The 24,294-nt window shown below is 61.3% G+C and carries 27 protein-coding genes; all 27 read right to left on the reverse strand.

Annotation, left to right across the window (positions count from 1 at the left end; genetic code table 11):
• Positions 1 to 6: 6 nt before the first annotated feature.
• The 27 genes from JMJ54_RS01270 to JMJ54_RS01400 all read right to left on the reverse strand — a co-directional run bounded on the left by JMJ54_RS01270 (position 7) and on the right by JMJ54_RS01400 (position 24,255).
• Positions 7 to 894 carry an ROK family protein gene (locus JMJ54_RS01270; protein WP_203536137.1) on the reverse strand — a complete coding sequence of 296 codons (888 nt, stop codon included), beginning with the start codon at positions 892 to 894 and terminating at the stop codon, positions 7 to 9.
• Positions 891 to 1,580, reverse strand: coding sequence for a uracil-DNA glycosylase (ung, locus tag JMJ54_RS01275; RefSeq protein WP_203536138.1), 690 nt, complete (start codon positions 1,578 to 1,580; stop codon positions 891 to 893). The genes JMJ54_RS01270 and ung overlap by 4 nt, the downstream gene beginning before the upstream one ends.
• Complete coding sequence (locus JMJ54_RS01280) at positions 1,577 to 2,113, reverse strand: PilZ domain-containing protein (protein WP_308437972.1); 537 nt, start codon at positions 2,111 to 2,113, stop codon at positions 1,577 to 1,579. Before JMJ54_RS01280 ends, ung begins: the two co-directional genes overlap by 4 nt.
• Positions 2,097 to 2,891: a TrmH family RNA methyltransferase gene (locus JMJ54_RS01285; RefSeq protein WP_238999825.1), complete on the reverse strand. Its 795-nt coding sequence runs from the start codon at positions 2,889 to 2,891 to the stop codon at positions 2,097 to 2,099. Before JMJ54_RS01285 ends, JMJ54_RS01280 begins: the two co-directional genes overlap by 17 nt.
• Positions 2,888 to 4,198 carry an HDOD domain-containing protein gene (locus JMJ54_RS01290; protein ID WP_203536140.1) on the reverse strand — a complete coding sequence of 437 codons (1,311 nt, stop codon included), beginning with the start codon at positions 4,196 to 4,198 and terminating at the stop codon, positions 2,888 to 2,890. The genes JMJ54_RS01285 and JMJ54_RS01290 overlap by 4 nt, the downstream gene beginning before the upstream one ends.
• Positions 4,195 to 4,944, reverse strand: coding sequence for a class I SAM-dependent methyltransferase (locus tag JMJ54_RS01295; protein ID WP_203536141.1), 750 nt, complete (start codon positions 4,942 to 4,944; stop codon positions 4,195 to 4,197). The genes JMJ54_RS01290 and JMJ54_RS01295 overlap by 4 nt, the downstream gene beginning before the upstream one ends.
• A complete protein-coding gene (motB, locus tag JMJ54_RS01300; RefSeq protein ID WP_203536142.1) occupies positions 4,941 to 5,828 on the reverse strand; it encodes a flagellar motor protein MotB in 888 nt (295 codons plus the stop codon). The genes JMJ54_RS01295 and motB overlap by 4 nt, the downstream gene beginning before the upstream one ends.
• A gap of 16 nt (positions 5,829 to 5,844) precedes the next feature.
• A complete protein-coding gene (gene motA / locus JMJ54_RS01305) occupies positions 5,845 to 6,705 on the reverse strand; it encodes a flagellar motor stator protein MotA (RefSeq protein WP_203536143.1) in 861 nt (286 codons plus the stop codon).
• A 108-nt stretch (positions 6,706 to 6,813) separates the two neighbouring features.
• Positions 6,814 to 7,395: a ribonuclease HII gene (gene rnhB, locus JMJ54_RS01310; RefSeq protein WP_203536144.1), complete on the reverse strand. Its 582-nt coding sequence runs from the start codon at positions 7,393 to 7,395 to the stop codon at positions 6,814 to 6,816.
• Positions 7,386 to 8,570: a lipid-A-disaccharide synthase gene (gene lpxB / locus JMJ54_RS01315; protein WP_203536145.1), complete on the reverse strand. Its 1,185-nt coding sequence runs from the start codon at positions 8,568 to 8,570 to the stop codon at positions 7,386 to 7,388. The genes rnhB and lpxB overlap by 10 nt, the downstream gene beginning before the upstream one ends.
• Before the next feature lie 18 nt (positions 8,571 to 8,588).
• Positions 8,589 to 9,365: an acyl-ACP--UDP-N-acetylglucosamine O-acyltransferase gene (gene lpxA / locus JMJ54_RS01320; protein ID WP_203536146.1), complete on the reverse strand. Its 777-nt coding sequence runs from the start codon at positions 9,363 to 9,365 to the stop codon at positions 8,589 to 8,591.
• 20 nt (positions 9,366 to 9,385) lie between these two features.
• The gene (fabZ, locus tag JMJ54_RS01325; RefSeq protein WP_203536147.1) at positions 9,386 to 9,835 is read right to left on the reverse strand and encodes a 3-hydroxyacyl-ACP dehydratase FabZ; all 450 of its coding nucleotides are present in this window, start codon (positions 9,833 to 9,835) and stop codon (positions 9,386 to 9,388) included.
• Positions 9,832 to 10,938, reverse strand: coding sequence for a UDP-3-O-(3-hydroxymyristoyl)glucosamine N-acyltransferase (gene lpxD, locus JMJ54_RS01330; RefSeq protein WP_238999827.1), 1,107 nt, complete (start codon positions 10,936 to 10,938; stop codon positions 9,832 to 9,834). Before lpxD ends, fabZ begins: the two co-directional genes overlap by 4 nt.
• Positions 10,878 to 11,366: an OmpH/Skp family outer membrane protein gene (locus JMJ54_RS01335; RefSeq protein WP_238999828.1), complete on the reverse strand. Its 489-nt coding sequence runs from the start codon at positions 11,364 to 11,366 to the stop codon at positions 10,878 to 10,880. Before JMJ54_RS01335 ends, lpxD begins: the two co-directional genes overlap by 61 nt.
• A gap of 16 nt (positions 11,367 to 11,382) precedes the next feature.
• A complete protein-coding gene (bamA, locus tag JMJ54_RS01340; RefSeq protein WP_373310127.1) occupies positions 11,383 to 13,662 on the reverse strand; it encodes an outer membrane protein assembly factor BamA in 2,280 nt (759 codons plus the stop codon).
• Positions 13,663 to 13,690: 28 nt separating this feature from the next.
• On the reverse strand, positions 13,691 to 15,034 hold the full coding sequence (rseP, locus tag JMJ54_RS01345; protein WP_203536149.1) for an RIP metalloprotease RseP: 1,344 nt from the start codon (positions 15,032 to 15,034) through the stop codon (positions 13,691 to 13,693).
• 2 nt (positions 15,035 to 15,036) lie between these two features.
• Positions 15,037 to 16,239 (reverse strand): 1-deoxy-D-xylulose-5-phosphate reductoisomerase, encoded by a 1,203-nt coding sequence (ispC, locus tag JMJ54_RS01350; RefSeq protein ID WP_203536150.1) that lies wholly within the window; start codon positions 16,237 to 16,239, stop codon positions 15,037 to 15,039.
• Between the two features lie 18 nt (positions 16,240 to 16,257).
• Positions 16,258 to 17,103, reverse strand: coding sequence for a phosphatidate cytidylyltransferase (locus JMJ54_RS01355; protein ID WP_203536151.1), 846 nt, complete (start codon positions 17,101 to 17,103; stop codon positions 16,258 to 16,260).
• Positions 17,097 to 17,861 carry a polyprenyl diphosphate synthase gene (gene uppS, locus JMJ54_RS01360; RefSeq protein ID WP_308437953.1) on the reverse strand — a complete coding sequence of 255 codons (765 nt, stop codon included), beginning with the start codon at positions 17,859 to 17,861 and terminating at the stop codon, positions 17,097 to 17,099. Before uppS ends, JMJ54_RS01355 begins: the two co-directional genes overlap by 7 nt.
• Before the next feature lie 10 nt (positions 17,862 to 17,871).
• Positions 17,872 to 18,429, reverse strand: coding sequence for a ribosome recycling factor (gene frr / locus JMJ54_RS01365; RefSeq protein ID WP_203536153.1), 558 nt, complete (start codon positions 18,427 to 18,429; stop codon positions 17,872 to 17,874).
• Positions 18,430 to 18,524: 95 nt separating this feature from the next.
• Positions 18,525 to 19,244 carry a UMP kinase gene (gene pyrH / locus JMJ54_RS01370; RefSeq protein WP_203536154.1) on the reverse strand — a complete coding sequence of 240 codons (720 nt, stop codon included), beginning with the start codon at positions 19,242 to 19,244 and terminating at the stop codon, positions 18,525 to 18,527.
• 121 nt (positions 19,245 to 19,365) lie between these two features.
• Positions 19,366 to 20,244 (reverse strand): translation elongation factor Ts, encoded by an 879-nt coding sequence (gene tsf / locus JMJ54_RS01375; RefSeq protein ID WP_203536155.1) that lies wholly within the window; start codon positions 20,242 to 20,244, stop codon positions 19,366 to 19,368.
• A 108-nt stretch (positions 20,245 to 20,352) separates the two neighbouring features.
• Complete coding sequence (rpsB, locus tag JMJ54_RS01380; protein WP_203536156.1) at positions 20,353 to 21,072, reverse strand: 30S ribosomal protein S2; 720 nt, start codon at positions 21,070 to 21,072, stop codon at positions 20,353 to 20,355.
• 172 nt (positions 21,073 to 21,244) lie between these two features.
• The gene (locus JMJ54_RS01385; RefSeq protein WP_203536157.1) at positions 21,245 to 22,060 is read right to left on the reverse strand and encodes a tetratricopeptide repeat protein; all 816 of its coding nucleotides are present in this window, start codon (positions 22,058 to 22,060) and stop codon (positions 21,245 to 21,247) included.
• Entirely contained in the window at positions 22,057 to 23,025 is a 969-nt protein-coding gene (locus tag JMJ54_RS01390; protein WP_203536158.1) for an MlaD family protein, read from the reverse strand. The genes JMJ54_RS01385 and JMJ54_RS01390 overlap by 4 nt, the downstream gene beginning before the upstream one ends.
• The gene (locus tag JMJ54_RS01395; RefSeq protein ID WP_203536159.1) at positions 23,006 to 23,566 is read right to left on the reverse strand and encodes a hypothetical protein; all 561 of its coding nucleotides are present in this window, start codon (positions 23,564 to 23,566) and stop codon (positions 23,006 to 23,008) included. The genes JMJ54_RS01390 and JMJ54_RS01395 overlap by 20 nt, the downstream gene beginning before the upstream one ends.
• A complete protein-coding gene (locus tag JMJ54_RS01400; protein WP_203536160.1) occupies positions 23,563 to 24,255 on the reverse strand; it encodes an ABC transporter permease in 693 nt (230 codons plus the stop codon). Before JMJ54_RS01400 ends, JMJ54_RS01395 begins: the two co-directional genes overlap by 4 nt.
• Between the last annotated feature and the right edge of the window lie 39 nt (positions 24,256 to 24,294).

The following is a 24,294-nucleotide window of genomic DNA, read 5'->3' on the forward strand; positions in this document are numbered from 1 at the left end:
GAATGATCAGAACAGTCGTTTATTCAGGAACCAGTTGCGCGCAGCGCCGATCATGCCGGCGTGATTGCCCGCACTGGCGAGCACGACTTCGCTCATCTCGCGAAAGCCCGGCTCGATGCGTACGCTGATTGCGGCATGCAGTTCACTCAGGAAGCGCTCGCCGCGACCACTGATGCCGCCGCCGACGATGACGCGCTGCGGATTCAATACGTAGATCAGATTGACGATGCCAGTGGCCAGCAAATCGAGCCACTCATCCACCACTTTGGACATGTGTTCGTCACCGGCATCGCGTGCCGCAAATACCGATCGACCGTCCCAGTCGCTGCGACCACTGACACGGATCGCTTCGGTGACGAGGCCACGCATCGATGCGTGGTTTTCCCAGCAACGGTCAGCGATGCGCATGTAGCCCCACTCACCGGCCGCCGAGCGTGCCCCCTGATACAGCTTGCCATCGATGACGATGCCGCCGCCAATGCCGGTGCCGATCGCCAGCGCGATGTAGTGCTTCACGCCTTTGGCCGACCCCTGCCAGCCCTCTGCGAGCGCTACGCAATTGACGTCGTTCTCGATCGTGACCGGCAGGCCGAACGCCGCCTCCAGCGCCAGCTTCGGCGACAGCCCCACATAATCGGGCACGGCTTCGGCCGCGCCGAGAATCCGGCCGCTCTCGGCATCGACCAGACCGAGCGTACTGATCGCAATGCCGGACACCTCGTTCTGCGCAACGACCGGCTGCGCCAGCGCGACCAGCCGGTCGAGCAAGGCCGCGGCACCCTCCTGCGCCTGCGTCGGCACCGTATGGGCCAGCAACACTTCGCCGCTATCGCTGACGATGCCGTACTTGATCTGCGTACCGCCGATATCAAAACTCAGTAGTTTCTGGCTCATTCGACTCGCGCCCAATCGATGGGCGCCTTTCCGTGTTGTTCGAGATAGGCGTTGGCCGCCGAAAAGTGGCCGTTGCCGAGGAAGCCGCGATAGGCCGAGAGCGGTGACGGGTGCGCTGACGCCAGCACGCAATGCCGGCTTGCGTCGACATGGGTTGCTTTCTTTTGCGCGTACGCCCCCCAGAGCATGAACACGAGACCATCGTGGCGCTGCGCCAGCTCGGCGATCACCGCATCGGTCAACGCCTCCCAGCCGCGCTTGGCATGCGAGCCAGCCCTGTCGGCCTCGACGGTCAGCACACTGTTCAGCAACAATACCCCCTGTTTCGCCCAGCCCTTCAGGTTGCCGTGCTGTGGTGGCGTGACGCCGAGATCGCGTGCGATCTCCTGCCAGATGTTGCGCAGGCTCGGTGGTGTTCTCACGCCCAAAGGCACCGAAAAACTCAACCCGTGAGCCTCGCCCTCGCCGTGGTAGGGATCTTGCCCGAGAATGACGACCCGGACATCCTCGGGCGCCAACTCGGCAAGTGCGGCAAACCAGTGTTCACGTGGCGGATAGATCGCTTTTCCGGCGACCAGTTCGGCATCCAGAAACCCGGACAGCTGTGCAAACCGTTCGCTTTCCGAAACTGTCGTCAGCTTCGGCCGCCACGCCTCGGGAATCTGTATTGCGAGGGATGAACTCATGGCTTCGTCCCGCGCTCTTGGCGGATTTGCTCGCGATGACACCGGAAAACGTAACGCTCGAACGCGTCGCGTGCCGCTGCATGATCCAGCTGCCAGCGCGCCGTGACGACGGTCTCCATGCCATCCGGCTCGACAGCAATGACTTCGACCGGCAGAGACAGCAAGTGTGGCAAGGCTTCATCCGGCACCATGGCCAGACACCCCTTGGCACCAAGGGCAACATCATTGGCGGACCAGCGCACGTATTCAAGCCCGATGGTCACAGGGGCCGGCAAAGGCAACGAGGGGTTCATCAGTCGCGCCAGCCACAGCAACTGCAAATCGAGCTTTGCCTGCTCGCCCGTCACTGCTTCGGCACGTTCGGCCGTATCGAAATCGGCCAGCACATCAAGATAACGGGCCACCTCGAAAGGCTGCCAACTAACTTGTGGTTGCCAGACCAGCGGCAAAACGGCGTCGAAGTGGACGCCCTCGGGGAATGCGCTCATGGCCTTGGACCGGAACTCAAAACCGGGATTATACCCGCGACGCACCGCCAAGCTGCCGGACCCGCTCGTACAGGCAGATCGCCGCGGCAGCGCCGACATTCAACGATTCGACGCCAGCAGCCATTGGAATGCGCAAGCGCCGGCTCGCACGTGCGGCAAGCTCGGGAGAAACACCCTGCCCTTCGGCCCCGAGTACCAGCGCGAGATCGCCGGTCAGATCCGCCTGGTACAGGTCGACCGCGCCATCAAGCAAGGTGGCCGCCAGCTCGCCCGAAAAGCCGTCCAGCAACTCGCCCAACGATACCCGCTCGATCAACGGCAATACGAAATGCGCCCCCATCGCTGCGCGCAACACCCTGGGCGACCAAACGTCCGCGCACCCCGGGGACAGCCAGGCCTGATTCACACCGGCAGCTGCAGCCGTGCGCAGCAACGTACCGACATTACCCGGATCCTGAATGCCATCGAGCAACAGGACGAACCCGTCACTTCGCGGCAAAGGCGCAGGCGGTATCGCCGTGAGCGCCAACACGCCGGTCTGGCTCGGCAACTCGGTCAAGGTCGCAAAAAGCATGTCGGCGATCGGGTGCACCGGCACGCCGGCGCGGGCCAGCAAACCGCTCACTTCCGGCCGTGCCATGCCCGCCTCCGTCACAAGCAGCCGCTGCAGTGGCCAGCCGGAAGACAATGCCGAATCGATCAGGTGCGGCCCATCCAGCAGCGTCATGCCGAGCTTGAGGCGGTCGCGGCGCTGCGTCGCAAGTTTGTGCAGCTGCTTGTACAGCGGATTCTGGGGAGACTGGATTGGATCTTGCAGCATCATGAAGCCGTTCGACTGGCCAGCGCACGACTCGTGAGCTGGCAGATCTGTTTGAAGTGTTGATAGGCCTGCGCATCGATGGGCGCCGAAGGCGCACGATCTGCAAACAGCATGCCGACGGCCTTGTCGCCGACGAAAAGCGACATCGCACAAAAATCCTCGACCCCAACAGCACCGATGACGACCGGAGACAATTGCGGCTGCAGCTGAGCACGACTTTCGCCATTGAGCCACACCGCCTGCGGCTTCTTCAGCAGGTGTGCGAACAGGTGCGGCTCATCCAGCAGCAGCGAAAATCCACGGATCGGGTCGAGTTCGGCCGCGCCGATGCAAAAACGTGCCACCAGCCGTCCATCCTGCGGAATCGCGAGCAAAACACGCCGCATCCCCAGCCCGTCACACAAGGCCTGCACCGAGAGCTTCATGATCTGGTTGGCCGGCAAGCCCTGCAATCCGGCCAGATGCAGGGACTGCATCCGTGTCGCCAGCACATCCCGAACCGGCTCGGCGCGCGGCCATTCGCCCGGCAGCATCGGCAGCCAGCGCGCCGGCGGCGCAACGGTTGCTGCCAGCGGCGCCCGGGCATGCGCCAGCAGTGACTCGCACGCCACCTGCCAGACCAGCGACTCCGGACGATCCAGTGCATTGGCTGCCTGCTGAAGCGATACGCTGATGGCGTCGGACCACCACCCCGCCTCGAAAAGCGTCGCCAGCGACACCATTGCGTACTGCAGCTGCTGGCGATGCGATGGCGATTCGTTCGGCGCGACAAGTTGCCGCAACACCTCCGGAAACTGCCAGTCCTCCAGAACCGATTCAAGAGGGAGAATCACCTCCCCGCCGAACAGCTGCGCCAGCAATTCAGTCAATGTGCTCAGCAAGGCTGCGATTTGCAGTTCTTCGGGGCGTGCGTCCATGCGCTCGATACCCGCACGCTTCGCCATCCGCGCAGCAAGCTGCGCTCGCGACACCAGATCGAGGCAACGCGCCAGCCGTGGCGAGTCGCCTGCAAGCACGACTTCGATGGCCGGGCCACGCGCCTGGCGCTCCAGAAACGGCACCACGCCGAACAGCATCACCGCCGCCTCGATCGACGTGACGTCGACACTGACGCTGGTTCGCGGCCGGCGACTGATGTCGCGCAGCACCGCTGCAGTGAGGAGCGGATCATTCAGTACGATTTCGGCCACTTCGACCGGCTTGACCCGCTCTGCCCGACGCAACTGGGCCGTCAGGCGGTCGCGCGTCAGTTGCAGCGCCGGTAGCGGCGCTTCGAAAAGGGCCATCGCGGCCGGTCTCTCGGCACTCATGGCCGGGCTGGTTGCGGAGGGTGTGAATTGGGATGCCATACAAGCAGCTCGCTCTGCTTCCAGTCGCCGACCGGATATTGCTTTTCGGGGGCAACACCTTCGATCCCGAAGCTGTTGCTGATCAAGACGGCACCTTCAGCCATTTCTGCCTGCGCCTTCCGCCACAAAGCCGGCATTGCGGCGGGCGACAGATAGGCATAGACGACATCGTACGCCGACAAATCAACCGTGAACGCATCGGTCCGCGACCACGCAACCCGACGGCGCCGGAGCCGCAGCCAGCCGATGCACCATGGCAACCAGGCCATCTCGACACCGGCAAGCATCACGTCCGGGCGCCGGCGGGCAAGCCACGCCAGCACCGTACCGGTGCCCGCGCCCAGATCGATGACGCGCGCACCCTGAGGAATCAGCGATTCAAGCTGCCGCAATGCCTGACGGTTGGACAGGAAAAGTGGCACTCGGTACTTGAAGGCCCCCGCCCCAACGGACCAGGTCAGCACGGCAGCAATCAGCCAGCACCACGACGGGATATTGCCGCCAAGCGCCAGCGCACACAGGGGCAGAATCGACATGTGCAACAGAACGCCACCCCAGCGGCGAAAGCACATGACAGCCAAGGCGCCTGCCGTGAGCGACGCGATACCGGTCAAACCCGCCTTTGGCACGGGCGCCAGCGACCACACGACCAGCACGACGCCCAAGGCAACGCATTGCAGCAGCACCGCACGAAAAACCGCGATCATGCGCCCGCTTGTTGCGGTGCGCTTGCTTCGCCCGCAGCCATGCCGGCCTGCTGACGGATATCACCCTCGGCTTCCTTGTTCAGGACGACGATGCTGATCCGCCGGTTCACCGGACTCTGGCGATCGCCGGCATCCAGCGGCACTTCGTCGGCAAAACCATTGACGCGCAGGATTTTCTGTTCGGAAAGCGAGCCGTGGATCAGTTCGCGACGCGCTGCGTTGGCACGATCGGCCGACAGCTCCCAGTTGCTGAAGCCGCGCTGGCCGCTGGCGTACTGCTGCGCGTCGGTATGACCGGAAATCGATACCGAGTTCGGTACGTCGTTGAGCAATTGGGCGATCTCATCGAGGATTTCAGCCGCATAGGGCTCCAGATCGCTCGAGCCGGACTTGAACATCGGCCGGTTCTGCTTGTCGACAATCTGGATGCGAAGGCCTTCAGCCACCATATCGAGCCGGAGCTGGTCCTTGAACTGTGCCAGCTTGCTGTTCTTTTTCGCCTTGTCGTTCATCAGCGTCTCGAATTTCTTTTTCAACGCCGAAAGCCGGTTCTTGTCCTTCTGCTGCTCTTCGATTGACGGCGTGCCCTTCTTGAGCTGGCCCGCCTTCTGTGACAAGTCCTTGCCCCCACCCTTGACCAGCGAATCGGCGTCACCCGCCCCCTCGCCACCGCGGCTGGCGACCTTGAGCGGGTTCGAGAAGTAGTCGGCAATCCCCTTGAGGTTGCCTTTGGACACCGAGCCGAGCAGCCACATCAGCAGGAAGAACGCCATCATCGCCGTCACGAAGTCGGCGTAGGCGATCTTCCAGGCGCCGCCATGATGGCCGTGACCGCCTTTCTTGACCCGCTTTACGACGATGGGCCGTTGCGATTCGTCACTCATCGCTCATGTCTCCGGCTTACTTGGCCTTGGCCTGTTTGACGAAGTCCTCGAGTTCCTTGAACGACGGACGCTCGGTCGAGCTCAGTGCCTTGCGGCCGAACTCGACAGCCACCTGCGGTGCATAGCCGTTCAGGCTGGCAAGCAGCGTGACTTTGACGGTGTTGAATGCCTGGCTGGATTCTTCGACCTTGCGTTCGAGGATTTGCGCCAGCGGACCGACAAAACCGTAGGCCAGCAGAATACCGAGGAAGGTCCCCACCAGTGCAGCACCGATCAATCCGCCCAGCTCGGACGGCGGCAGGTGCAACGACCCCATCGTGTGCACGACGCCCATCACTGCGGCAACAATACCGAAGGCCGGCAGACCGTCAGCCAACTTGGTTACCGCAGTAGCCGGAATTGCGGCCTCGTGATGATGGGTGTCGATTTCGACGTCCATCAGGTTCTCGATCTCGAACGCATTGAGGTTGCCGCCGACCATCAGACGCAGGTAGTCGGTAATGAACTCGACCAGATGATGGTCCTTGGCGATCCGCTCGTATTTCGAGAACACCGGGCTGCTGTGCGGATCTTCGACATCGGCTTCGATCGACATCAGGCCCTCCTTGCGCACCTTGCTCAGCAGCTCGAACATCAGCGCGAACAGGTCCATGTAGAAAGCCTTGCTGTAGGCGCTGCCCTTGAAGATCGACGGCAGCGCCTTCATGACGGCCTTGAGCGGCTTGCCGCCGTAGCCGACGATCATTGCGCCCAGCGCGCCGCCAAAAATGATGACGATTTCGGTCGGCTGCCACAGCACCGCAAGATGGCCGCCGTGCGCGGCATAGGCGCCGAAAATGCAGGCGCACATGAAAATGTAGCCGATGACAACAAACATCGTCCTATCCCTGAGCTATTTTTTGTCGGTTCATTGTCGATGATGCGTTTGCTGCGCGGCAACGTCTATTGCGTACCACGACGGGCATCACCCCGGTTTTTGCAACAGTCAGAACAGCGCCGACTGAGCGAGAAGCACTTTCACCGGGCCGAAACTGCGGCGATGTTCCGGCGTCGGGCCCAGGCGCTTTAGCGCTTCGAGATGCGCTGCAGTCGGGTACCCTTTGTGCTTCGCCAGGCCGTACCCCGGGTATCGGGCATCCAGCTCGGCTGCCTCGCGATCTCGCGCCACTTTGGCAAGAATCGACGCTGCGGCAATTTCCTGCACCTTGGCGTCACCCTGCACGATCGCCTCGGCCGGAATCGTCAGGCGCGGCGGAACCCGGTTGCCGTCGATCAAGGCCGAGGCAGCCGCAACGGGCAAGGCTTCAATCGCACGCCGCATCGCAAGAAACGTGGCCTGCAGGATATTGATCTCGTCGATTTCCGCGGCGCTTGCACTGGCGATCGCCCACGCGACGGCACGCTCCTGAATCAGCGGGAACAACTGCTCACGCTTCTTTTCGGAGAGCTTTTTCGAGTCATTGAGTCCGACGATGCCGTGATCGGCGGGCAGAATCACCGCCGCGGCATAGACCGAGCCCGCGAGTGGGCCGCGCCCGGCTTCGTCGACGCCGCAGATCAGGCCCATGCACGCGCCCCGAGCAAGCGGATCACTGCATCGGCGGCACGCTCGGCCGCATTGCAACGCAGCGCCTCGTGATGGGCGGTAAAGCAGTCCGCCAGTTTCCCGGCCAAGCGCTTGTCGACCACCAGATTGGCGAGTGCCTGGCTGATGTTTTCGGCTGTCGCCTCGTGCTGGATCAGTTCGGGCAGCACAAAGCGGCCTTCGAGCACGTTGGGCAGACTGACATACGGCAGCCGGAGCTTTTTCTTGACCATCCGGTAGGTGAAATCGGTAATCCGGTACGTCACGACGGTTGGACGCTTGGCCAGCATCGCCTCAAGAGCAGCCGTTCCGGACGCAACCAGAATCGCGTCGGCGGCCTGCATCGCCTCGTGGGCGTGGCCGAACATCAACCGGAACGGCAAGGTCTGCGCGTTCTGGCGCCACATTTCGTTTTCGAAATACAGTCGCGTCTCGCGGGTAATGAAGGGCACCAGAAAAGTGGCATCCGGAAAGCGCGCGTGCAGCAGTTTGGCGGTTTCGACAAACAGGCCGCCCAGCATTTCCAGCTCGTTCTGCCGGCTTCCCGGCAGCATGGCGAAGACCGGGCCTTTTGCGTCGATATCCAGCTGCTCCCGCAATCCGGCCTGATCCGGCTGCACCGGCATCAGATCGGCCAGCGGGTGCCCGACATACGTCGCCGGGATCCGGGCTTCGCGATAGATTTCTTCTTCGAACGGAAACAGCAGCAGGATGTGCGATACCGACGCACCGATTTTTTTCAGCCGCTCGGGGCGCCAGGCCCAGACCGACGGGCCGACATAGTGGACCGTCGGAATGCCGGCAGCCTTCGCGGCCGCCTCCAGTCCGAGATTGAAATCCGGCGCATCGATGCCGATCAGCAGATCAGGGCGTTCGGCGAGAATCGCCTTCTTGAGCCGACGACGAATGCCGATCAACCGCGGTAGATGCTTGAGCACCTCGACGTAGCCCCGCACCGCCAGACTTTCCATCGGCACCATGCTGTACGCACCGGCGGCCATCATCTTCGGCCCGGCGATGCCGGCAAACTGGGCGTCGGGCAAGCGTGCCTTCAGGGCCAGCATCAATTGAGCACCAAGCAAGTCGCCGGACGCCTCGCCTACCACAATGGCGATACGGGGTCCGCGACTCCCGGCTGCAAAGAGTCGATCGTTCATCGGCTCGTCGTCTAAGGGTTAGCGAATGATGCCGCGTTGACTCACGGCAAAGAAGTCGACAAAGAACTGAAGCTCTGGGTTCCCTGCGGCATCGGCTTCGATTTTGGCCTTCGCCTCGTCGAACGGCAAACCTTGCCGGTACAACTGGCGATACGCCTGCTTGACCCGGGCGATGGCTTCCGGACTGAAGCCGCGCCGCTTGAGACCTTCACTATTGATGCCGCGCGCAATCGCCCGGTTGCCTTCGCAGATCACGAACGGTGGCAAATCCTGAACGATGATCGATCCGCCACCGGCCATCGCATGTGCGCCGATGCTGCAGAACTGATGAATCGCGCTCAGCCCGCCAAGAATCGCCCAGTCGGCGACAGTGACGTGCCCGCCCAGCGTGACCGCGTTGGCGAAAATCGTGTTGTCTCCGATCACGCAATCATGACCGATATGCGCATAGGCCATGAACCAGTTGTTGCTGCCGATCCGGGTAACGCCCTTGTCCTGCACCGTACCGACCGAAACGGTCATCGACTGGAAAAAGGTATTGCCGTCGCCGATATGCAGCTCGGTCGGCTCGCCCTTGTATTTCTTGTCCTGCGGCGCGCAACCGATATGGCTGTGAGGATGGAAGCGATTGCCCTTGCCGATGCGCGTCACCCCTTCTATCTGCACGCCGGCACCGATTGCCGAGCCCGCCCCGATGCGCACATCGGGACCAATCACGGCAAACGGACCGACTTCGACGTCGTCGGCCAGCTCGGCGCGCGCATCGACCAGTGCGGAGGGATGAATTTTCGGCATGTCTACTCCGTTAGCGATACTTAACGACTGATGACGCGATGCGCGCTCATCAGGTCGGCCTCGGCGGCCAGCTCGCTACCGACGAACGCCTTGGCAGCGTACTTCCAGATGCCGCGCTTGTGGGCAACGATCTCGACGCACAAGGTCAGCTGGTCGCCCGGCAGCACTTGGCGCTTGAAGCGCGCGTTGTCGATCCCGGCGAACAGGTACAGCGAGTCTTCCGGCACTTCCTCGACGCTCTTGAACGACAGCACGCCAGCTGCCTGCGCCAGCGCCTCAAGGATCAGCACACCCGGCATGACCGGGTATTGCGGGAAATGCCCCTGAAAGAACGGCTCGTTGACGGTGACATTCTTGATGGCCTTGATGGTTTTGCCCGGCTCAAGCTCTACCACGCGATCCAGCAGCAAAAAGGGGTAGCGGTGCGGCAGGCACTGCATGATCTCTCGTACATCCATTACTTGGCTCATTCTTCGTCTCCGGCGGCGGCCTTCAGGCTCGCCATGTTTTTTTCCAGCTGTCTGACACGTTGTGCCAACTCGCCGAGGTGTCGCAGCTGTGCTGCATTCTTGACCCAGTCCGAGTGGGCCTGCATCGGATACGGCCCGCCGTACGCGCCAGGCTCCCGAATCGACTTGGCAACCAGCGTTCCACCCAGAACCACAGCCCCGTCGCAGATTTCCAGATGCCCGCTGATCATGGCAGCACCGCCAATCTGGCAGCGCGCGCCGATCTTGGTAGACCCCGCGATGCCGACGCAGCCGGCCAACGCCGTATGCGCCCCGATCTCGACGTTGTGCGCGATCTGGATCAGATTGTCGATCCGCGCGCCCTGCCCGATGATCGTGTCTTCGAGTGCACCACGATCAATCGTCGTGCACGAACCGATTTCGACATCATCGCCAATCAGCACCCGGCCGACCTGGGGAATTTTTTCCCAATGATCACCGGCCCAGGCATTGCCAAAGCCATCACTACCCAGCACGGCCCCCGGGTGGATCACCACGCGGTCGCCGATGACGCACCCATCCATCAACGTCACGCCAGGGTGCAGCAGGACATCCCGCCCCAGTTCAACATGGGCACCCACATAGCTGTTGGCCATGACGACACAACCGGCGTCGATCACGGCGCCAGCGCCGACCACGACATTCGGACCGATCTCGGCCGCTTCGCTGACGTTGGCGGCAGGATCGATACACGCGCTCGGGTGAACGCCGGGATTGACCTGCCGTCGCGGGTACAACTGCTGAGCGGCCAGTGCGTAAAACAGGTAGGGATCTTTCGCGACGACATGCGGACGCTGCAATCCAGCGGCATCTGCAGCTCGAACCGCGATCACTCCGGCCTGACTCGTCTCGAGCAACGATTTGAAGCGCGGGTTCGCGAGGAACGACAGCGCGTCGGGGCCGGCCGACTCCAGCGATGCTACGCGCGCAACCAGCACGTCATCGCCGTGCAGTACCGCGCCGAAACGCGTCGCCAGTTCGGAAATCCGGATCGACGTCGACATCACTTCTCCGACAGCAGTCGCAACACCTTGTCGGTGATGTCGATGCGCGGGTTGCGCCAAGCTGCTTCCTGCAGGATCAGGTCGTACTTTTCGTTGTTGGCGATTTGCTGGATTGCGCCGTTGACGCGCTCCTGAATGCCGGCCAGCTCTTCGTTGCGGCGCGCATTGAGGTCTTCATTGAGCTCTCGCTGCATGCGCTGGAAGTCCTGATTCAGCCGAATCAGGTCGCGCTCTTTGGCCTTGCGATCGCTATCGGACACCCCGGGGCGATCCATCTGCGCCTGCAGGTTCTTCCCTTGCGCCGACAATTTCTGCAGTTCCTGACGGCGATTATCGAACTCTTTTTCGAGCTTTTTACCGGCGCGTTGCGCCGGGGCCGATTCGCGCAGAATGCGATCCGTATCGACAAAGCCGATCTTCATCTCGGCGGCCCAAGCCGATGCGCTCAACAGCGCTGCGGCAGCCAACAAGCATGCATGTCGCTTCATACGAACTCCTCGCAACTTAGAACACCTTGCCCAGCTGGAACTGGAAGCGCTCGAGTTCGTCGCTATCCTCGTACTTCAGCGGGAAGGCATAGACCAGCTTCAGCGGGCCGACCGGTGAGATCCAGGTGAACGCGGCGCCAGCCGAGTAACGCAATCCATCGATACTGACGTCGGCGTCTTCACCCCAGGCGGCACCCGCATCGGCGAAGATCGACAGGCGCATCGACTTGTCGTTCTTGACGCCCGGCATCGGGAACAGGAACTCGAGATTGCTGACCAGCTTGCGCGTACCGCCAATCCCGTTGCCGTCCTCGTCCTTCGGGCCGATCGTACCGAACTTGAAGCCGCGCACGGAGTTGACGCCGCCGACATAGAAGTTCTTGTAGAACGGATAGCTGTTCTCGCCGTAGGAATCGCCGTAACCGGCTTCGATATTCCACATCAGCGTGTAGTCGGTCGACAGAGGAATGAACAGCTGGCTCTGGCCGAGAATCTTGAAGTAATCAAGATCGGAGAACGGCAGCGACACCTCACCCGTAACCCGCGTGTACCAGCCCTTGGTCGGATAGCTGCCACTGTCGCGGGTATCGCGCGCCCAAGACACCGTCGCCGGGTAGTTGTTGTACTGGTTGCCGTTCTGGGTAACGAAATCCTTGACGTAACCCGGCGAGCCGTCGTTGGTGATCAGCTCGAGGTGCTCGTAGTTGAGGCCGAAGTTGATCCGGTTGGTTTCGGACACCGGGAAGCCCATCGACATGCCCGCGCCGTACGACGACGTCGCATAGTCACCGATATCGAGATCGGACGCATCGGTTTCACGCTGATAGATGTTCCAGCCCAGCGATACGCCGTCCGGCGTTGCATACGGGTTGCTCAGCGCCAGCGAGTACACCTTGTTCGACTGACTGGTATTGACCTCGGCGGTGAACTGCTTGCCGCTACCAAGGAAGTTGCTCTGCGAAAGCGACAGAATGACGACGATACCTTCGGACTGACCGTAACCGGCGCCGATGTTGAACGACCCCGTCTTCTGCTCGGTTACGTGAACGTTCATGTCCACCTGATCGGTCGCCTCGGGAACGATCGGGGTATCGATGGTCACTTCATTGAAGTAACCGAGCTGATTCAGGCGCTGCTTGGAGCGCTTGACCTTCGCTGCATCGTATTGCGCGGACTCGAGCTGACGCAGTTCGCGGCGAATGACTTCGTCACGCGTCAGGTTGTTGCCGCTAACATTGATCCGGCGCACATACACCTTGCGACCCGGATCGACATACAGCGTAAAGGCAACCGTATGCTTTTCCTTGTCGATTTCCGGTACCGCATTGACGTTGGCGAAGGCATAGCCCTCGTTGCCGAGCAGTTCGGAAATGGCCGCCGTGGTTTTGTTGAGTTTTTCACGCGAGAAGATTTCACCCGCCTTCAACTCGATCAACTTGTCCACTTCCTCGCGGGGAACAATGGTGTCACCCACCAGCTTGACGTCGCTCACCGTGTATTGATCGCCCTCGGTCACGTTGACCGTCAGGAACATGTCTTCACGATTTTCCGAGATGGCGACCTGGGTCGAGTCGATGTTGAATTCGAGGTAGCCACGATCAAGGTAATACGAACGCAGCTTTTCCAAGTCCGCGCTGAGCGTCTGCTTGGAGTACTGATCCGACTTGGTGTACCACGACATCCAGTTCGGCGTGGTCAGTGCAAACAGACCATTGATGTCACTATCGGAGAACGCCTTGTTGCCGACGACGTTGATCTGCTGGATCCGGGCAACCTCGCCTTCGGAGATATCGAACTGCACGCCGACGCGGTTGCGTTCAAGCTTGGTAATCGTCGTCTTGATGATGACCGAGTAACGACCGCGCGAGTAATACTGCTGCTTGAGTTCGTTCACCCCGGCATCAAGTACGGCCTGGTCAAAAATCCGCCCCTCGGCGAAGTTCTGCCCTTTCAGTGCCGTCTTGATCTGGTCTTTTTCAAGCAGCTTGGAGCCGTTGATGTTGATCTGCGCAATCGTCGGCCGCTCTTCGACCGTAACGATCAGCACACTGCCGTCGGATTCAACCCGGACGTCATTGAAGAAGCCGGTCGCAAACAGGGATTTGATCGACTCGGTCGCACGGCTGTCGTCGAAGCGGTCGCCCACCTTGACGGGCAGGTAACTGAACACGGTACCGGGGTCGGTACGCTGCAGGCCTTCGACCCGGATGTCCTTGATCACAAACGGTGCAACGGCGTGCGCGGCAACGCTTGCCGAGCTCAGTGCAGCGGCAAGCAGCAGATGAAGCGGTTTCAATGTCATTGTCGGTCGGATGCTGGCTCGATCAGCCCAGGAAAAGTCGGTGGATGTCGTTGAACAGCGCGAGCGCCATCAAGGCAAGCAACAGAGTCAAACCTACCCGTTGCCCGATTGCCTCGACCTGCGGCGATACGGGCCGGCCGGTCAAAAGTTCGACGACATGATACAACAAATGACCGCCATCCAGCAGCGGCACGGGAAGCAGGTTCAGCACCGCCAGGCTCAGGCTGATCAGCGCAAGGTATTCGATGAAATTACTCAAGCCCAGCCGCGCACTTTCGCCGGCATAGGTCGCGATCGTCAATGGCCCACTCACCTGATCAAGCGATGCCTTGCCGACGATCATGCGGCCAAACATCGCAAGTGTCAGCTTGGTCTGAATGGCGATTTTTTCGGAGGCAGCACTCAGCGCCGCCAGCGGCGGATACTTCAGCTGCACTTGGTACTGCTGCCACAGGCGCTCATCCACCGCCGGCTCCAGACCAAGACGGCCGATTTTGCGCCCCGAGACCTCAACCGACGTGGGTACGACACTGATCTGCCGCACCACCTCGCCACGACGAACCCCCAGCGTCAGCGCCTGCGCTCTCTGCTGCAAAACAGCCTGCAGATCCGCCCACTGCTCCAGCGGCGCGCCATTCAGGGAGGTGATGACATCACCAGCCATCAGGCCTGCGTTCGCAGCCGCACTGCCCGCCTCGACCCGCTCGATCGTCGTCGTCAACGGATAAGGGGTAAATCCAAGACGGATCAGCAGTCGCGGCTCGTAGACCGCCCGACCCAATTGATCCAGCGGGAGCGACCGAACCGTCGTTTGCGCATCAGCACTTCGTACACCCACGCGCACCGGCGCGGCATCTCCTGCCGCATCAAGCAAACCGACAAAGGCCTCGTCCCAGCTCGCCACCGGGCGGCCATTGACCGACACGATCTCGTCACCGGGCCGGAACCCTGCACGGTCGGCAATGGACGCGGGCGTCACTTGCCCCGCAATGGGCCTGATTGCATCGACACCGTGCACATACAGTCCGGCGTAAAGCAGCAGCGCCAGCACCAGATTGGCCAATGGCCCCGCCACAACAATCAGGATTTTCTTGAACGGATGCTGGCGATTGAACGCCTGCGAAACCTCGTGAGGCAATGCCGGCGCTTCGCGCTCATCCAGCATGCGAACAAAGCCGCCCAGCGGAATGGCGGCAAGCTGCCAGCGCTCGTCACCACGCTGCCAGCGCAGCAGCGGCTTGCCGAAGCCGATCGAAAACGTCAGTACTTTAACGCCACAGCGCCGGGCCACCCAGTAGTGCCCCCATTCGTGCACCGTAACGAGTACACCGAGCGTAACCACGAAGGCAAGCACCGTCAGCAGCATGATCAGTGCGACCTCGCAAGCCAGGCCGTAGCGCGCTCCCGCGCCAAGGCATCCGCATCCATCAGCGCCTCGATACTGTCGGCACGAACCTGCCCATCACACTCGGCCAGCACCGACTCGATCAATGCAGGGATGCCGGTATAACCCAGCCCGCGATCGAGGAATGCCGCAACGGCGACCTCATTGGCGGCATTCAGCACGGCAGTCGATGCGCCACCGGCACGCAAGGCATCAAAAGCCAGCCTCAGACAGGGAAAGCGTGCAAAATCCGGCGCCTCGAAATCCAGACGTCCGACACTGAACAGGTCGAGCGAAGCCGCACCCGACTCGATCCGCTCGGGGTACCCCATGCCATAGGCAATGGGAATGCGCATGTCCGGCGCCCCCATCTGGGCCAGCACCGAACCATCCACATATTCGACCATCGAGTGCACGATGCTCTGCGGGTGGACTACGACGGCAATATCATCAACCGCCGCATTGAACAGCCAGCGCGCCTCGATGACTTCGAGCCCCTTGTTCATCATCGATGCAGAGTCGACCGAGATTTTTCGCCCCATCGACCAGTTCGGATGCCGAACCGCCTCGTCCGGCGTGACCGCAGCCAACGTATCAAGCGGACGCGTACGGAAAGGGCCACCCGAAGCAGTCAACAGGATGCGCTTGACACCGGCGCCACCCAAGGTACCCGCATAGGGCGCCTCCCGGTAAGCGCGTGGCAGCACCTGGAAAATGGCATTGTGCTCGCTATCGATCGGAAGCAACGTCGCCCCGCAGCGTGTCACCTCATCCATGAAGAGGCGGCCCGCCAACACCAGGGTCTCCTTGTTGGCAAGCAGAACCCTCTTGCCAACCCTGGCCGCAGCCAGCGTCGGGCGCATGCCCGCTGCGCCGACGATCGCCGCCATCACGGTCGTCACCACCGGCGCACTCGCCACGGTTTCGAGCGCAGCCTCGCCGCACAGCACCTCGGTCTCACTGCCCGAAGCAAGCAGTTTGGCCTGCAGCCGTGAAGCCAGTTGCTCGTCGAGCACTACGGCAAAACGCGGTGAATGGATCAGGCATTGCGCGTGCAACTTGTCGATCTGGCTTGCGCCGGTCAATGCATAGACTTGAAAACGGTCGGGATGCCGCGTAACGACATCCAGGGTGCTCACGCCAATGCTGCCAGTCGAACCAAGAACGGTCAGAATTTGTACAGCCATATTTCAGCCTCGCCGAGCTTACTGCCCTGGCACGAGATGGAACAATAGATAGGAAAGATAGATTGCCGCAGCAACCGGCAAAATCGCGAGCAGGCTGTCGATTCTATCCAGTACGCCTCCGTGTCCCGGCAAAAGCTGACTGCTGTCCTTCAGCCCCACCTGGCGCTTGAACAGTGACTCCAGCAAATCACCGGCGATACTCAACACCGTCAGCACCAGCGCGAGCAGCACCCAGACATAAGAGGAAATCGACTCACCGCCCACCAGGGGGGTCTTGGGCACCAGCAATGCGTACACGACCACGCCCACCATGCCGCCGATAGCACCTTCCCAGCTTTTCCCCGGGCTGATACTGGGCGCCAACTTGTGGCGACCAAATGCTTTGCCGCTGAAATAGGCCGCGGTATCGGCCACCCAGGCAATCGCCATCACCATCAGCAGCAGCCAGCCACCCATGCTGCCCTCGCGAAGCACGATCATGGACAAGCCCGCTGGCAACAACACAGCCCAACCAAGCAGGGCATTGAGGTTGCCACCGTCCGCCAGTCGCCACTTGGCACGAAGCCAGAATGGCACGATAGCACCCCAGAATACACACCCGGCCAGCATGACACCCAGGATGGCATAGGGCGAACCCAAGGCGTGCTCACCGGATAACGTCAGCGCCAGGAACAAAGCCGGAGTCGCAAACGGATAGGCGCGCGCCAAGGCGCCCCGCATTCCTGCAAGCCGCTGCCACTCCCACGCGGCAAAGCCGATGATCACGGCCACCATGCCGATCCAGGCCTGCTGCGGCAATGCAAACAGCCCCAGCAGAATCAACGGAATCAGGACCAGCGCAGTCAGCACACGCTGCTTCAGCATGATGAAGCAGCCTGAACTTGCTCGCTGGTACGGCCAAAGCGACGCTCACGACCTCGATACCAGTCAACAGCGGCAGCAAACGCCGCCACATCGAAGTCGGGCCACAACAGATCGGTGAAGTACAGCTCGGTATACGCCAGCTGCCACAACAGGAAATTGCTGATCCGCTGCTCGCCACCGGTACGGATGAACAGATCCGGCTCCGGCGCGTAGGCCATGGACAGATAAGGTGTCAGATCGGACTCGTCAAACGACGTTGCCTTGGATGGCTCGTCCGACAGCAGGCGATGGGTCGCCTGCAGGATATCCCAGCGCGCACCGTAGTCGGCGGCGATGGTCAGGGTCAGACCGGGATTGTCGGCAGTTTTCGCCTCGGCAGCGACAATCCACTCGCGCAGCTCGGCGGAAAAACGCACCCGATTGCCAATGATCTTCAGTCGGATGCCGTTTTGATGCATGCGCTCGATTTCGCCCTGCAGCACCTTGAGAAACAAGCCCATCAGGAACGACACTTCATCGTCCGGACGGCGCCAGTTCTCATTGCTGAAGGCAAAGACCGTCAGATAGCGAACACCCAGGGAGTCGCAAGCCTTGACGGTTTCGCGCAACGCGTCGACGCCTTTTTTGTGGCCGAACACGCGCGGCATCAGCCGCTTCTTGGCCCAACGACCGTTGCCATCCATGATGATGGCAACGTGCTCGGGGACGCATGTATTTGCTTGCGGCACCGCAAGCGTAGAGCTGCAAAACTTGGTCACGAATCCGGCCTTATACCGTCATCAGCTCTTTTTCTTTCTCGGCGAAGGCCTTGTCGACCTCGACGATGTAGCGATCGGTCAGCTTTTGAATGTCATCCTGACCACGACGCTCGTCATCCTCGGAAACATCCTTGTCCTTGAGCAGCTTTTTCAACTGATCGTTGGCATCGCGGCGCAGGTTGCGGATTGCCACGCGCGCATCCTCGGATTCACCCTTGACGACCTTGATCAGCTCCTTGCGGCGCTCTTCGGTCAGCATCGGCATCGGCACGCGGATCACATCGCCCATCGACATCGGATTGAGCCCGAGGTCGGAGTCACGAATCGCCTTCTCGACCTTGGCGACCATCGGCTTTTCCCATGCCTGCACACCAATGGTGCGTGCATCGAGCAGGGTGACGTTGGCCACCTGATTGATCGGCGTCGGGCTACCCCAGTAATCCACCATGACGTGATCGAGCAGGCCGACGTGCGCACGACCGGTGCGCACTTTGCTCAGACTGATCTTGAGCGACTCGATCGACTTCTGCATCTTGGTTTCGGCGTTTTTTTTGATATCGGCGATCATTCTTTGTCCTCACAGCACAAACGAAACAGGCGGACCGAATCCGCCTGCCGAAGTAATCCTGAATCCGGCACGGGCACACAAGCGCCCCGCCAAAATCAGCAGTGTACCAGCGTGCCCTCGTCTTCCCCAAGCACCACACGCTTCAGCGCGCCTGCCTTGAAGATGCTGAAGACGCTGATATTCATCTTCTGGTCACGACACAAAGCAAAAGCGGTAGCGTCCATCACCTTCAGATTGCGACCAATCGCTTCGTCGAACGTCACCGTCTGGTAGCGCACGGCATCCGGGTTTTTCTTGGGATCATCGGTGTAAACGCCGTCGACCTTGGTCGCCTTGAGGACGATATCCGCCCCCATTTCCATGCCGCGCAGCGCTGCCGCGGTATCGGTCGTAAAGAACGGGTTGCCGGTGCCGGCCCCGAAGATCACCACCTTGTTTTCTTCGAGGTAGCGGATTGCCTTGCCACGAATGTAGGGCTCGGCAACCTGCTGGATCGTCAGTGCGGACTGGACCCGGCTGACGATGCCGGCATGGCGCATGGCATCCTGCAGTGCCAGCGCGTTCATCACCGTCGCCAGCATCCCCATGTAATCTGCGGTCGCACGATCCATGCCGGCCGCAGCAGGCGCTACGCCACGGAAGATGTTGCCACCACCGATCACCACTGCAACCTGCACCCCCAGATCCACCACGGCCTTGATTTCGCCAACAATGCGGTCAATGGTTGCCCGGTTGATCCCGTAGCTGTCCTCGCCCATCAGGGCCTCGCCGGACAGTTTCACTAGAATGCGCTTGTATTTGGGGGCTTGGCTCATGAAGGGTTTCCTTGTGCGGGGCGCTCGACGACGCGGTACTTTGAATTCTGGGTGCCGCCCGAGACAGGCGGACAAACGCCGCGCGTTGCCGCGCGGCGTCAGGCACTTCTACAACAATAGCTTAAAGCTTGGCGGCGGCAGCAACTTCTGCGGCGTAGTCCACAACCTTCTTCTCAATGCCTTCACCGACAACCAGCAGCGCAAATGCGTTGACCTTGGCCGAGTTGGCATTGAGCAGCTGCTCGATGGTCAGCTTGTCATCCTTGACGAAAGGCTGGCTCAGCAGCGTCACTTCCTTCAGGAATTTCTGCACGGTACCTTCGGCGATCTTCTCGATCATGGCTTCCGGCTTGCCTGCTTCCTTGGCACGCTCGATCGCCACGCGACGCTCGGTTTCGATCAGTGCTGCGTCGACACCCGAAGCATCCAGCGACTTCGGCTTGGCGGCAGCAATGTGCATTGCAACATCCTTGCCCAGCGCCTCGTCGCCACCGGCGAGATCAACCAGTACGCCAATCTTGCCGCCGTGCAGGTAGGTAGCCAACTGGCCTGCGGTTTCGTAGCGAACGAAACGACGCAGCGTCATGTTTTCGCCCAGTTTGGCGATGATGGCCTTGCGCAGATCCTCAACCGAAGCACCCGAATCGGTCACGGCTGCTGCAAGTGCTTCAACATCGGCCGGATTAGCAACAGCAACAGCCTTGGCGACAGCCGAGGCGAACTCGATGAAGCCGGCATCCTTGCCGACGAAGTCGGTTTCACAGTTGACTTCAACAATCGCGCCAACCTTCTTGTCGTCCGAGATGAACGCAGCGATCACGCCTTCGGCAGCGGTACGGCCAGCCATCTTCGAAGCCTTGTTGCCCGACTTGATACGCAGGACTTCTTCAGCCTTCTTGACGTCGCCATCAGCCTCAACCAGCGCCTTCTTGCACTCCATCATGCCCAGGCCGGTCAGTTCGCGCAGTTCGGCGACCATCTTTGCAGTGATTGCTGCCATGTTGATTCTCCTGAATACGGTTCAGATACAGTATTGAATTCGGTTTACTAGCTTGTGAAAAAGGGGCTGAACGCCCCTTTTTCATTTCGGACTCGCGACGAAGGCGAATCAGGCCTGGGCTTCAGCAGCCGCAGCGACGATTTCTTGCACAGCCTGGTTACGGCCTTCGAGCACCGCATCAGCAACGCCACGAGCGTACAGACGGATGGCGCGCGACGAGTCGTCGTTACCCGGCACAACGAAATCAACATCCTTCGGGTCGTTGTTGGTATCGACGATGCCGATAACCGGAATGCCCAGCTTCTTGGCCTCGACCAGTGCACCCTTCTGGTAACCGGTGTCGATCACGAAGATCGCGTCCGGCAGACCCTTCATGTCCTTGATGCCACCGAGCGAGCGGTCGAGCTTTTCGACTTCGCGCTGGATGTCGAGCAGTTCTTTCTTGCCGTAGCCGCTGTTTTCGTCAGCGAGGATGGCTTGCAGATCTTCAAGACGCTTGATCGACTGCTTGACGGTCTTGTAGTTGGTCAGCATGCCGCCGAGCCAGCGGTGCGACACGAACGGCATGCCGGCACGTGCAGCTTCTTCAGCAACGATTTCACGTGCCGAACGCTTGGTACCCACGAAAAGCACGGTGCCCTTGTTGGCTGCGAGGCGGCGCACATACTTCAGCGCTTCTTCGAACAGCGGCAGGGTCTTTTCGAGGTTGATGATGTGGATCTTGTTGCGGGCACCGAAGATGTACTGACCCATCTTCGGGTGCCAGTAACGGGTCTGGTGACCGAAGTGAACACCAGCTTCAAGCATTTCACGCATGCTAACGGACATTGGAAATCTCCAAATCGATAGGGTTATGGACTACCGTTCGCGCGACACCCTGACTGAACAGGGCACCCATATCGGGGCGAACCGGGAGAATTGCTACGCACGACCCATGCCGAACGTAGCCCAAGAGTATAGCCCAAGTTTACAGATCCATTCAAGCCCCGGCCACACAGCCCTACCGCCACTCCTGACAAGCCCGCACCGATGCCGCCGCACAGATGCGATCCAGCCGTGCTTGCGCCTGCGCAGCAAGTACGGCATCACCGACCGACTCAGCCAGACGCAACTGCAACGCATAGTCATCCGCCAGATAGGCAGGCTCCGCCAGTTGCCGATCCAGCAGGATGACACCCCGCAACTCAGCCAACGCTTCGGCACTCCGCCCCAAGGCACCCAACGACTCCGCCCTGATACGCCCCGCATGGGCGCGCTCGACCGACCCGGCGTCGATGGACGTGCTTGCGCGCGAAAGCGCGCCAGCCGCATCCCCCTCAAGCAAGAGCAAGCGCGCATCCAGATTCTGCAGTGGCACCGGGATCGGACACATCGCGCCACACAGGGAGACCGCCAGCTTCAGATGCAACCGGGCATCGGAAAGGTGACCGGCACCAGTGTCGATCACGGCGAGCTGATACGCGGCTCTCGCCCGCTGCTGATCCGGAAACAAGGCATCAGTCGGCATGCCGTCAATCGCGCGCACCGCGTCGTCCGACCGATGCAGCCGGACCAGCACCTGCGCCAGACCAAGGCGAGCCTCACCCGCCCCCGACCAGTCATCGATCGCCTGGCGCAAGGTCAGCGCGGACCGCCAGAGATCGGCCGCCTCTTCGTCGTTGCCAACCTGCGCCGCCCGGTTGGCTGCGAGTGCCGCCGCATCCGCACGCTGAAGCAGCACCGGCTTGGCCTGCGGCGGTGCACCACCACACGCAGCCAGCAGCACCGCCAACACCAATATCGACTTGCTCCGCATGAACAGGCTCACTCCGGTCATGGCCGGCTCGGCGGCACCGGGGCCAGCGTATCGGCCGGCGGCAACCACCCTTTTAATGGCCAGGATTGCGAGGCGCCATCGAGCGCATCGCGACTGGTCTGCAGCACCGCATCACCGTTGCGCAGGATCGACGGCAAGCGCGGCGCAGCCGCATCAACGGCCCGTCGCGTCGTTGTCATCATCGCCTCGGCCTCGCTGGCCGCGCGACTGGCGTGCTGCAGCGTGCCGTCCAGGCGCTCGAGCATCGTCGGCATTCGCCCCTGCAATTCGGCGGCGATCGCATCGACACGCGCAAGCGCCTGCTGACCTGTCTGTGCCACAGCCGGCAGATCCCGCTTGCTCAACTGATTCAGATTGACGATCAACTGATCGACCGAAGCACGGGTATCGCGCAACTCGGCCGTCAAACCGCGCACGTTGGCCAGCGTCTGGCGCAAATCGCCATTCGGGTCATTGACCACGTCGAGCGTTGTTTGCACCGAATCGATGACCGGCACGATGCGCTGGCGCAAATCGAGCGCAATCTCCGAGAGGCCGAGCGCCGGTGCAAATGTCAGCTTGCCCCCTTCCTTGATCGGCGCCTGATTCGGCGAGCCGCCGGCAATTTCGATGTAGTGATCGCCGATCAGGCCGTCCTGCTGCAAGATCGCCACCGAATCGGGCTTGATCCATTTGATGTAGCGCGCCTCGACCAGCAGATCGACATCGACCTTGGCCTGATCGTTCAGCGACACCGCATCGACAACACCGATCTTGAAGCCCGACAGGCGCACCTGCATCCCCGGCGTCAACCCGGCGCCGTGTTCGGCGACAAAGTGCAACTGCGTCTTGGGTACGAAATAACCCTGGCGCAAACCCAGCACCACCAGCAGCACCAGGACAATCCCGGCGCCGATCAGCACAAAGGCCCCTACCCGCATTCCCAACCAGCGAAAACGCGGATCGCTATCTCTCAGCAAGGGCATCGCTTTCCTTCGTATCGACAATGGTTGGCAAGGGTTCGGCGTGCAGCATGGCACCAGCACCGAGCAGCAGCATCGGCCGATCCTGCCTCAGCAGACCGAATGCTTCCTTGCAGTGGATATTGGCGGCGCCCTGCAACCACTCCAGCCACTCGACTTCGACCACCAACCAGGCCGGCGCCTGCACCAAGGCGCGCACCAAGGCCAGTACGCGGCATTGTGATCGCGACAGCGAAGCCGGCAGCGAAGCCATCAGGCTGGCACGTTCCTCCTCGGCGACCGCCAGGACATCCAGCACGGCAGCAATACGCACCTCAAGGTCCGCCATGGCGGCGGATTCATGGTACCACGCAGGTAAAATCAGGTTTTCCCACACCCGCAAATTGCTTACCAAACCGCCACCACCTTGCAGGCAAGCCACCGCACCAGTCGCAAAGCGCTGCAATCCGGCCACGGCATGACGACCTTCGTGCGTACGCAGTTCGCTTTCGAGGCCGTAGCAAACACCAGCCTGGCAGGCGGAAAAATCCCAATCGTCACTCACGACAACAACACCCAGACAAGGTCGATAAAGAAAACCGCCAACAGGCTGCGCACCACCGCACTCGACGACGCTTTGGGAATTTCGGTGACATAGGGCGCGACCCGCAAGCCGGTCCAGCACGCAAGCGCCGCGGCAGCCAGACCGAAGAGCAGCGATTTACCCAGGCACTGCAGCACCAGCCCGAATTGCAGCACCTGATCGATCCGCCGCACCTGATAACCGATCTCCCACCCCGACGACACCAGCGCCGCACCAACCAGCGACGCGCTCGCAAGGTAGATGGACAGCAATGCGGACGACAGCCCGATCCCGATGATGCGCGGCAGGACGATATAGGAAGAGACCGGAATGCCGACTGCCGCAAGGCTATCCAGCTCGCCATGAACACGCATGGCGGCCAGCTCGCTCGCCACCGCCGATGACGACCGCGCAATCAGCACCAAGGCCGCCAACAGGGGGCTGATATCCCGAAAGCTCAGTGTCGCCAGCAAGCGCATGGATGCCTCCCTGCTCTGGCCATACTGGCCATGCAGCATCAGCAGCACGATCCCGCCGAGCGCCACCCCGATCAGCAGCATGATCCAGGCGGCCTGGTTGCCGGTGAAGTACAGCTGCTTGAGCACAACCCGCCGCACCGGCGGGCGACGCAGTTGGCCGAGCAAGGGCAATAGCTTGAATAATTGGGACAACACGGATCGAACGACTCGCTCTGGCGAAGGCGGACTCTA

The sequence above is a fragment of the Jeongeupia naejangsanensis genome (assembly GCF_016865585.1).
GTDB classification, from domain to species: Bacteria; Pseudomonadota; Gammaproteobacteria; order Burkholderiales; family Chitinibacteraceae; genus Jeongeupia; species Jeongeupia naejangsanensis.

What these genes read in the sequence shown, in the direction of transcription:
- JMJ54_RS01270 (WP_203536137.1), bottom strand. Translation starts at nt 894, where the DNA reads ATGAGCCAGAAACTACTGAGTTTTGATATCGGCGGTACGCAGATCAAG.
- ung (WP_203536138.1), bottom strand. Translation starts at nt 1,580, where the DNA reads ATGAGTTCATCCCTCGCAATACAGATTCCCGAGGCGTGGCGGCCGAAG.
- JMJ54_RS01285 (WP_238999825.1), bottom strand. Translation starts at nt 2,891, where the DNA reads ATGATGCTGCAAGATCCAATCCAGTCTCCCCAGAATCCGCTGTACAAG.
- JMJ54_RS01290 (WP_203536140.1), bottom strand. Translation starts at nt 4,198, where the DNA reads ATGAGTGCCGAGAGACCGGCCGCGATGGCCCTTTTCGAAGCGCCGCTA.
- JMJ54_RS01295 (WP_203536141.1), bottom strand. Translation starts at nt 4,944, where the DNA reads ATGATCGCGGTTTTTCGTGCGGTGCTGCTGCAATGCGTTGCCTTGGGC.
- motB (WP_203536142.1), bottom strand. Translation starts at nt 5,828, where the DNA reads ATGAGTGACGAATCGCAACGGCCCATCGTCGTAAAGCGGGTCAAGAAA.
- motA (WP_203536143.1), bottom strand. Translation starts at nt 6,705, where the DNA reads ATGTTTGTTGTCATCGGCTACATTTTCATGTGCGCCTGCATTTTCGGC.
- rnhB (WP_203536144.1), bottom strand. Translation starts at nt 7,395, where the DNA reads ATGGGCCTGATCTGCGGCGTCGACGAAGCCGGGCGCGGCCCACTCGCG.
- lpxB (WP_203536145.1), bottom strand. Translation starts at nt 8,570, where the DNA reads ATGAACGATCGACTCTTTGCAGCCGGGAGTCGCGGACCCCGTATCGCC.
- lpxA (WP_203536146.1), bottom strand. Translation starts at nt 9,365, where the DNA reads ATGCCGAAAATTCATCCCTCCGCACTGGTCGATGCGCGCGCCGAGCTG.
- fabZ (WP_203536147.1), bottom strand. Translation starts at nt 9,835, where the DNA reads ATGAGCCAAGTAATGGATGTACGAGAGATCATGCAGTGCCTGCCGCAC.
- JMJ54_RS01335 (WP_238999828.1), bottom strand. Translation starts at nt 11,366, where the DNA reads ATGAAGCGACATGCATGCTTGTTGGCTGCCGCAGCGCTGTTGAGCGCA.
- rseP (WP_203536149.1), bottom strand. Translation starts at nt 15,034, where the DNA reads ATGCTGCTGACGGTGCTTGCCTTCGTGGTTACGCTCGGTGTACTCGTT.
- ispC (WP_203536150.1), bottom strand. Translation starts at nt 16,239, where the DNA reads ATGGCTGTACAAATTCTGACCGTTCTTGGTTCGACTGGCAGCATTGGC.
- JMJ54_RS01355 (WP_203536151.1), bottom strand. Translation starts at nt 17,103, where the DNA reads ATGCTGAAGCAGCGTGTGCTGACTGCGCTGGTCCTGATTCCGTTGATT.
- frr (WP_203536153.1), bottom strand. Translation starts at nt 18,429, where the DNA reads ATGATCGCCGATATCAAAAAAAACGCCGAAACCAAGATGCAGAAGTCG.
- pyrH (WP_203536154.1), bottom strand. Translation starts at nt 19,244, where the DNA reads ATGAGCCAAGCCCCCAAATACAAGCGCATTCTAGTGAAACTGTCCGGC.
- tsf (WP_203536155.1), bottom strand. Translation starts at nt 20,244, where the DNA reads ATGGCAGCAATCACTGCAAAGATGGTCGCCGAACTGCGCGAACTGACC.
- rpsB (WP_203536156.1), bottom strand. Translation starts at nt 21,072, where the DNA reads ATGTCCGTTAGCATGCGTGAAATGCTTGAAGCTGGTGTTCACTTCGGT.
- JMJ54_RS01385 (WP_203536157.1), bottom strand. Translation starts at nt 22,060, where the DNA reads ATGACCGGAGTGAGCCTGTTCATGCGGAGCAAGTCGATATTGGTGTTG.
- JMJ54_RS01390 (WP_203536158.1), bottom strand. Translation starts at nt 23,025, where the DNA reads ATGCCCTTGCTGAGAGATAGCGATCCGCGTTTTCGCTGGTTGGGAATG.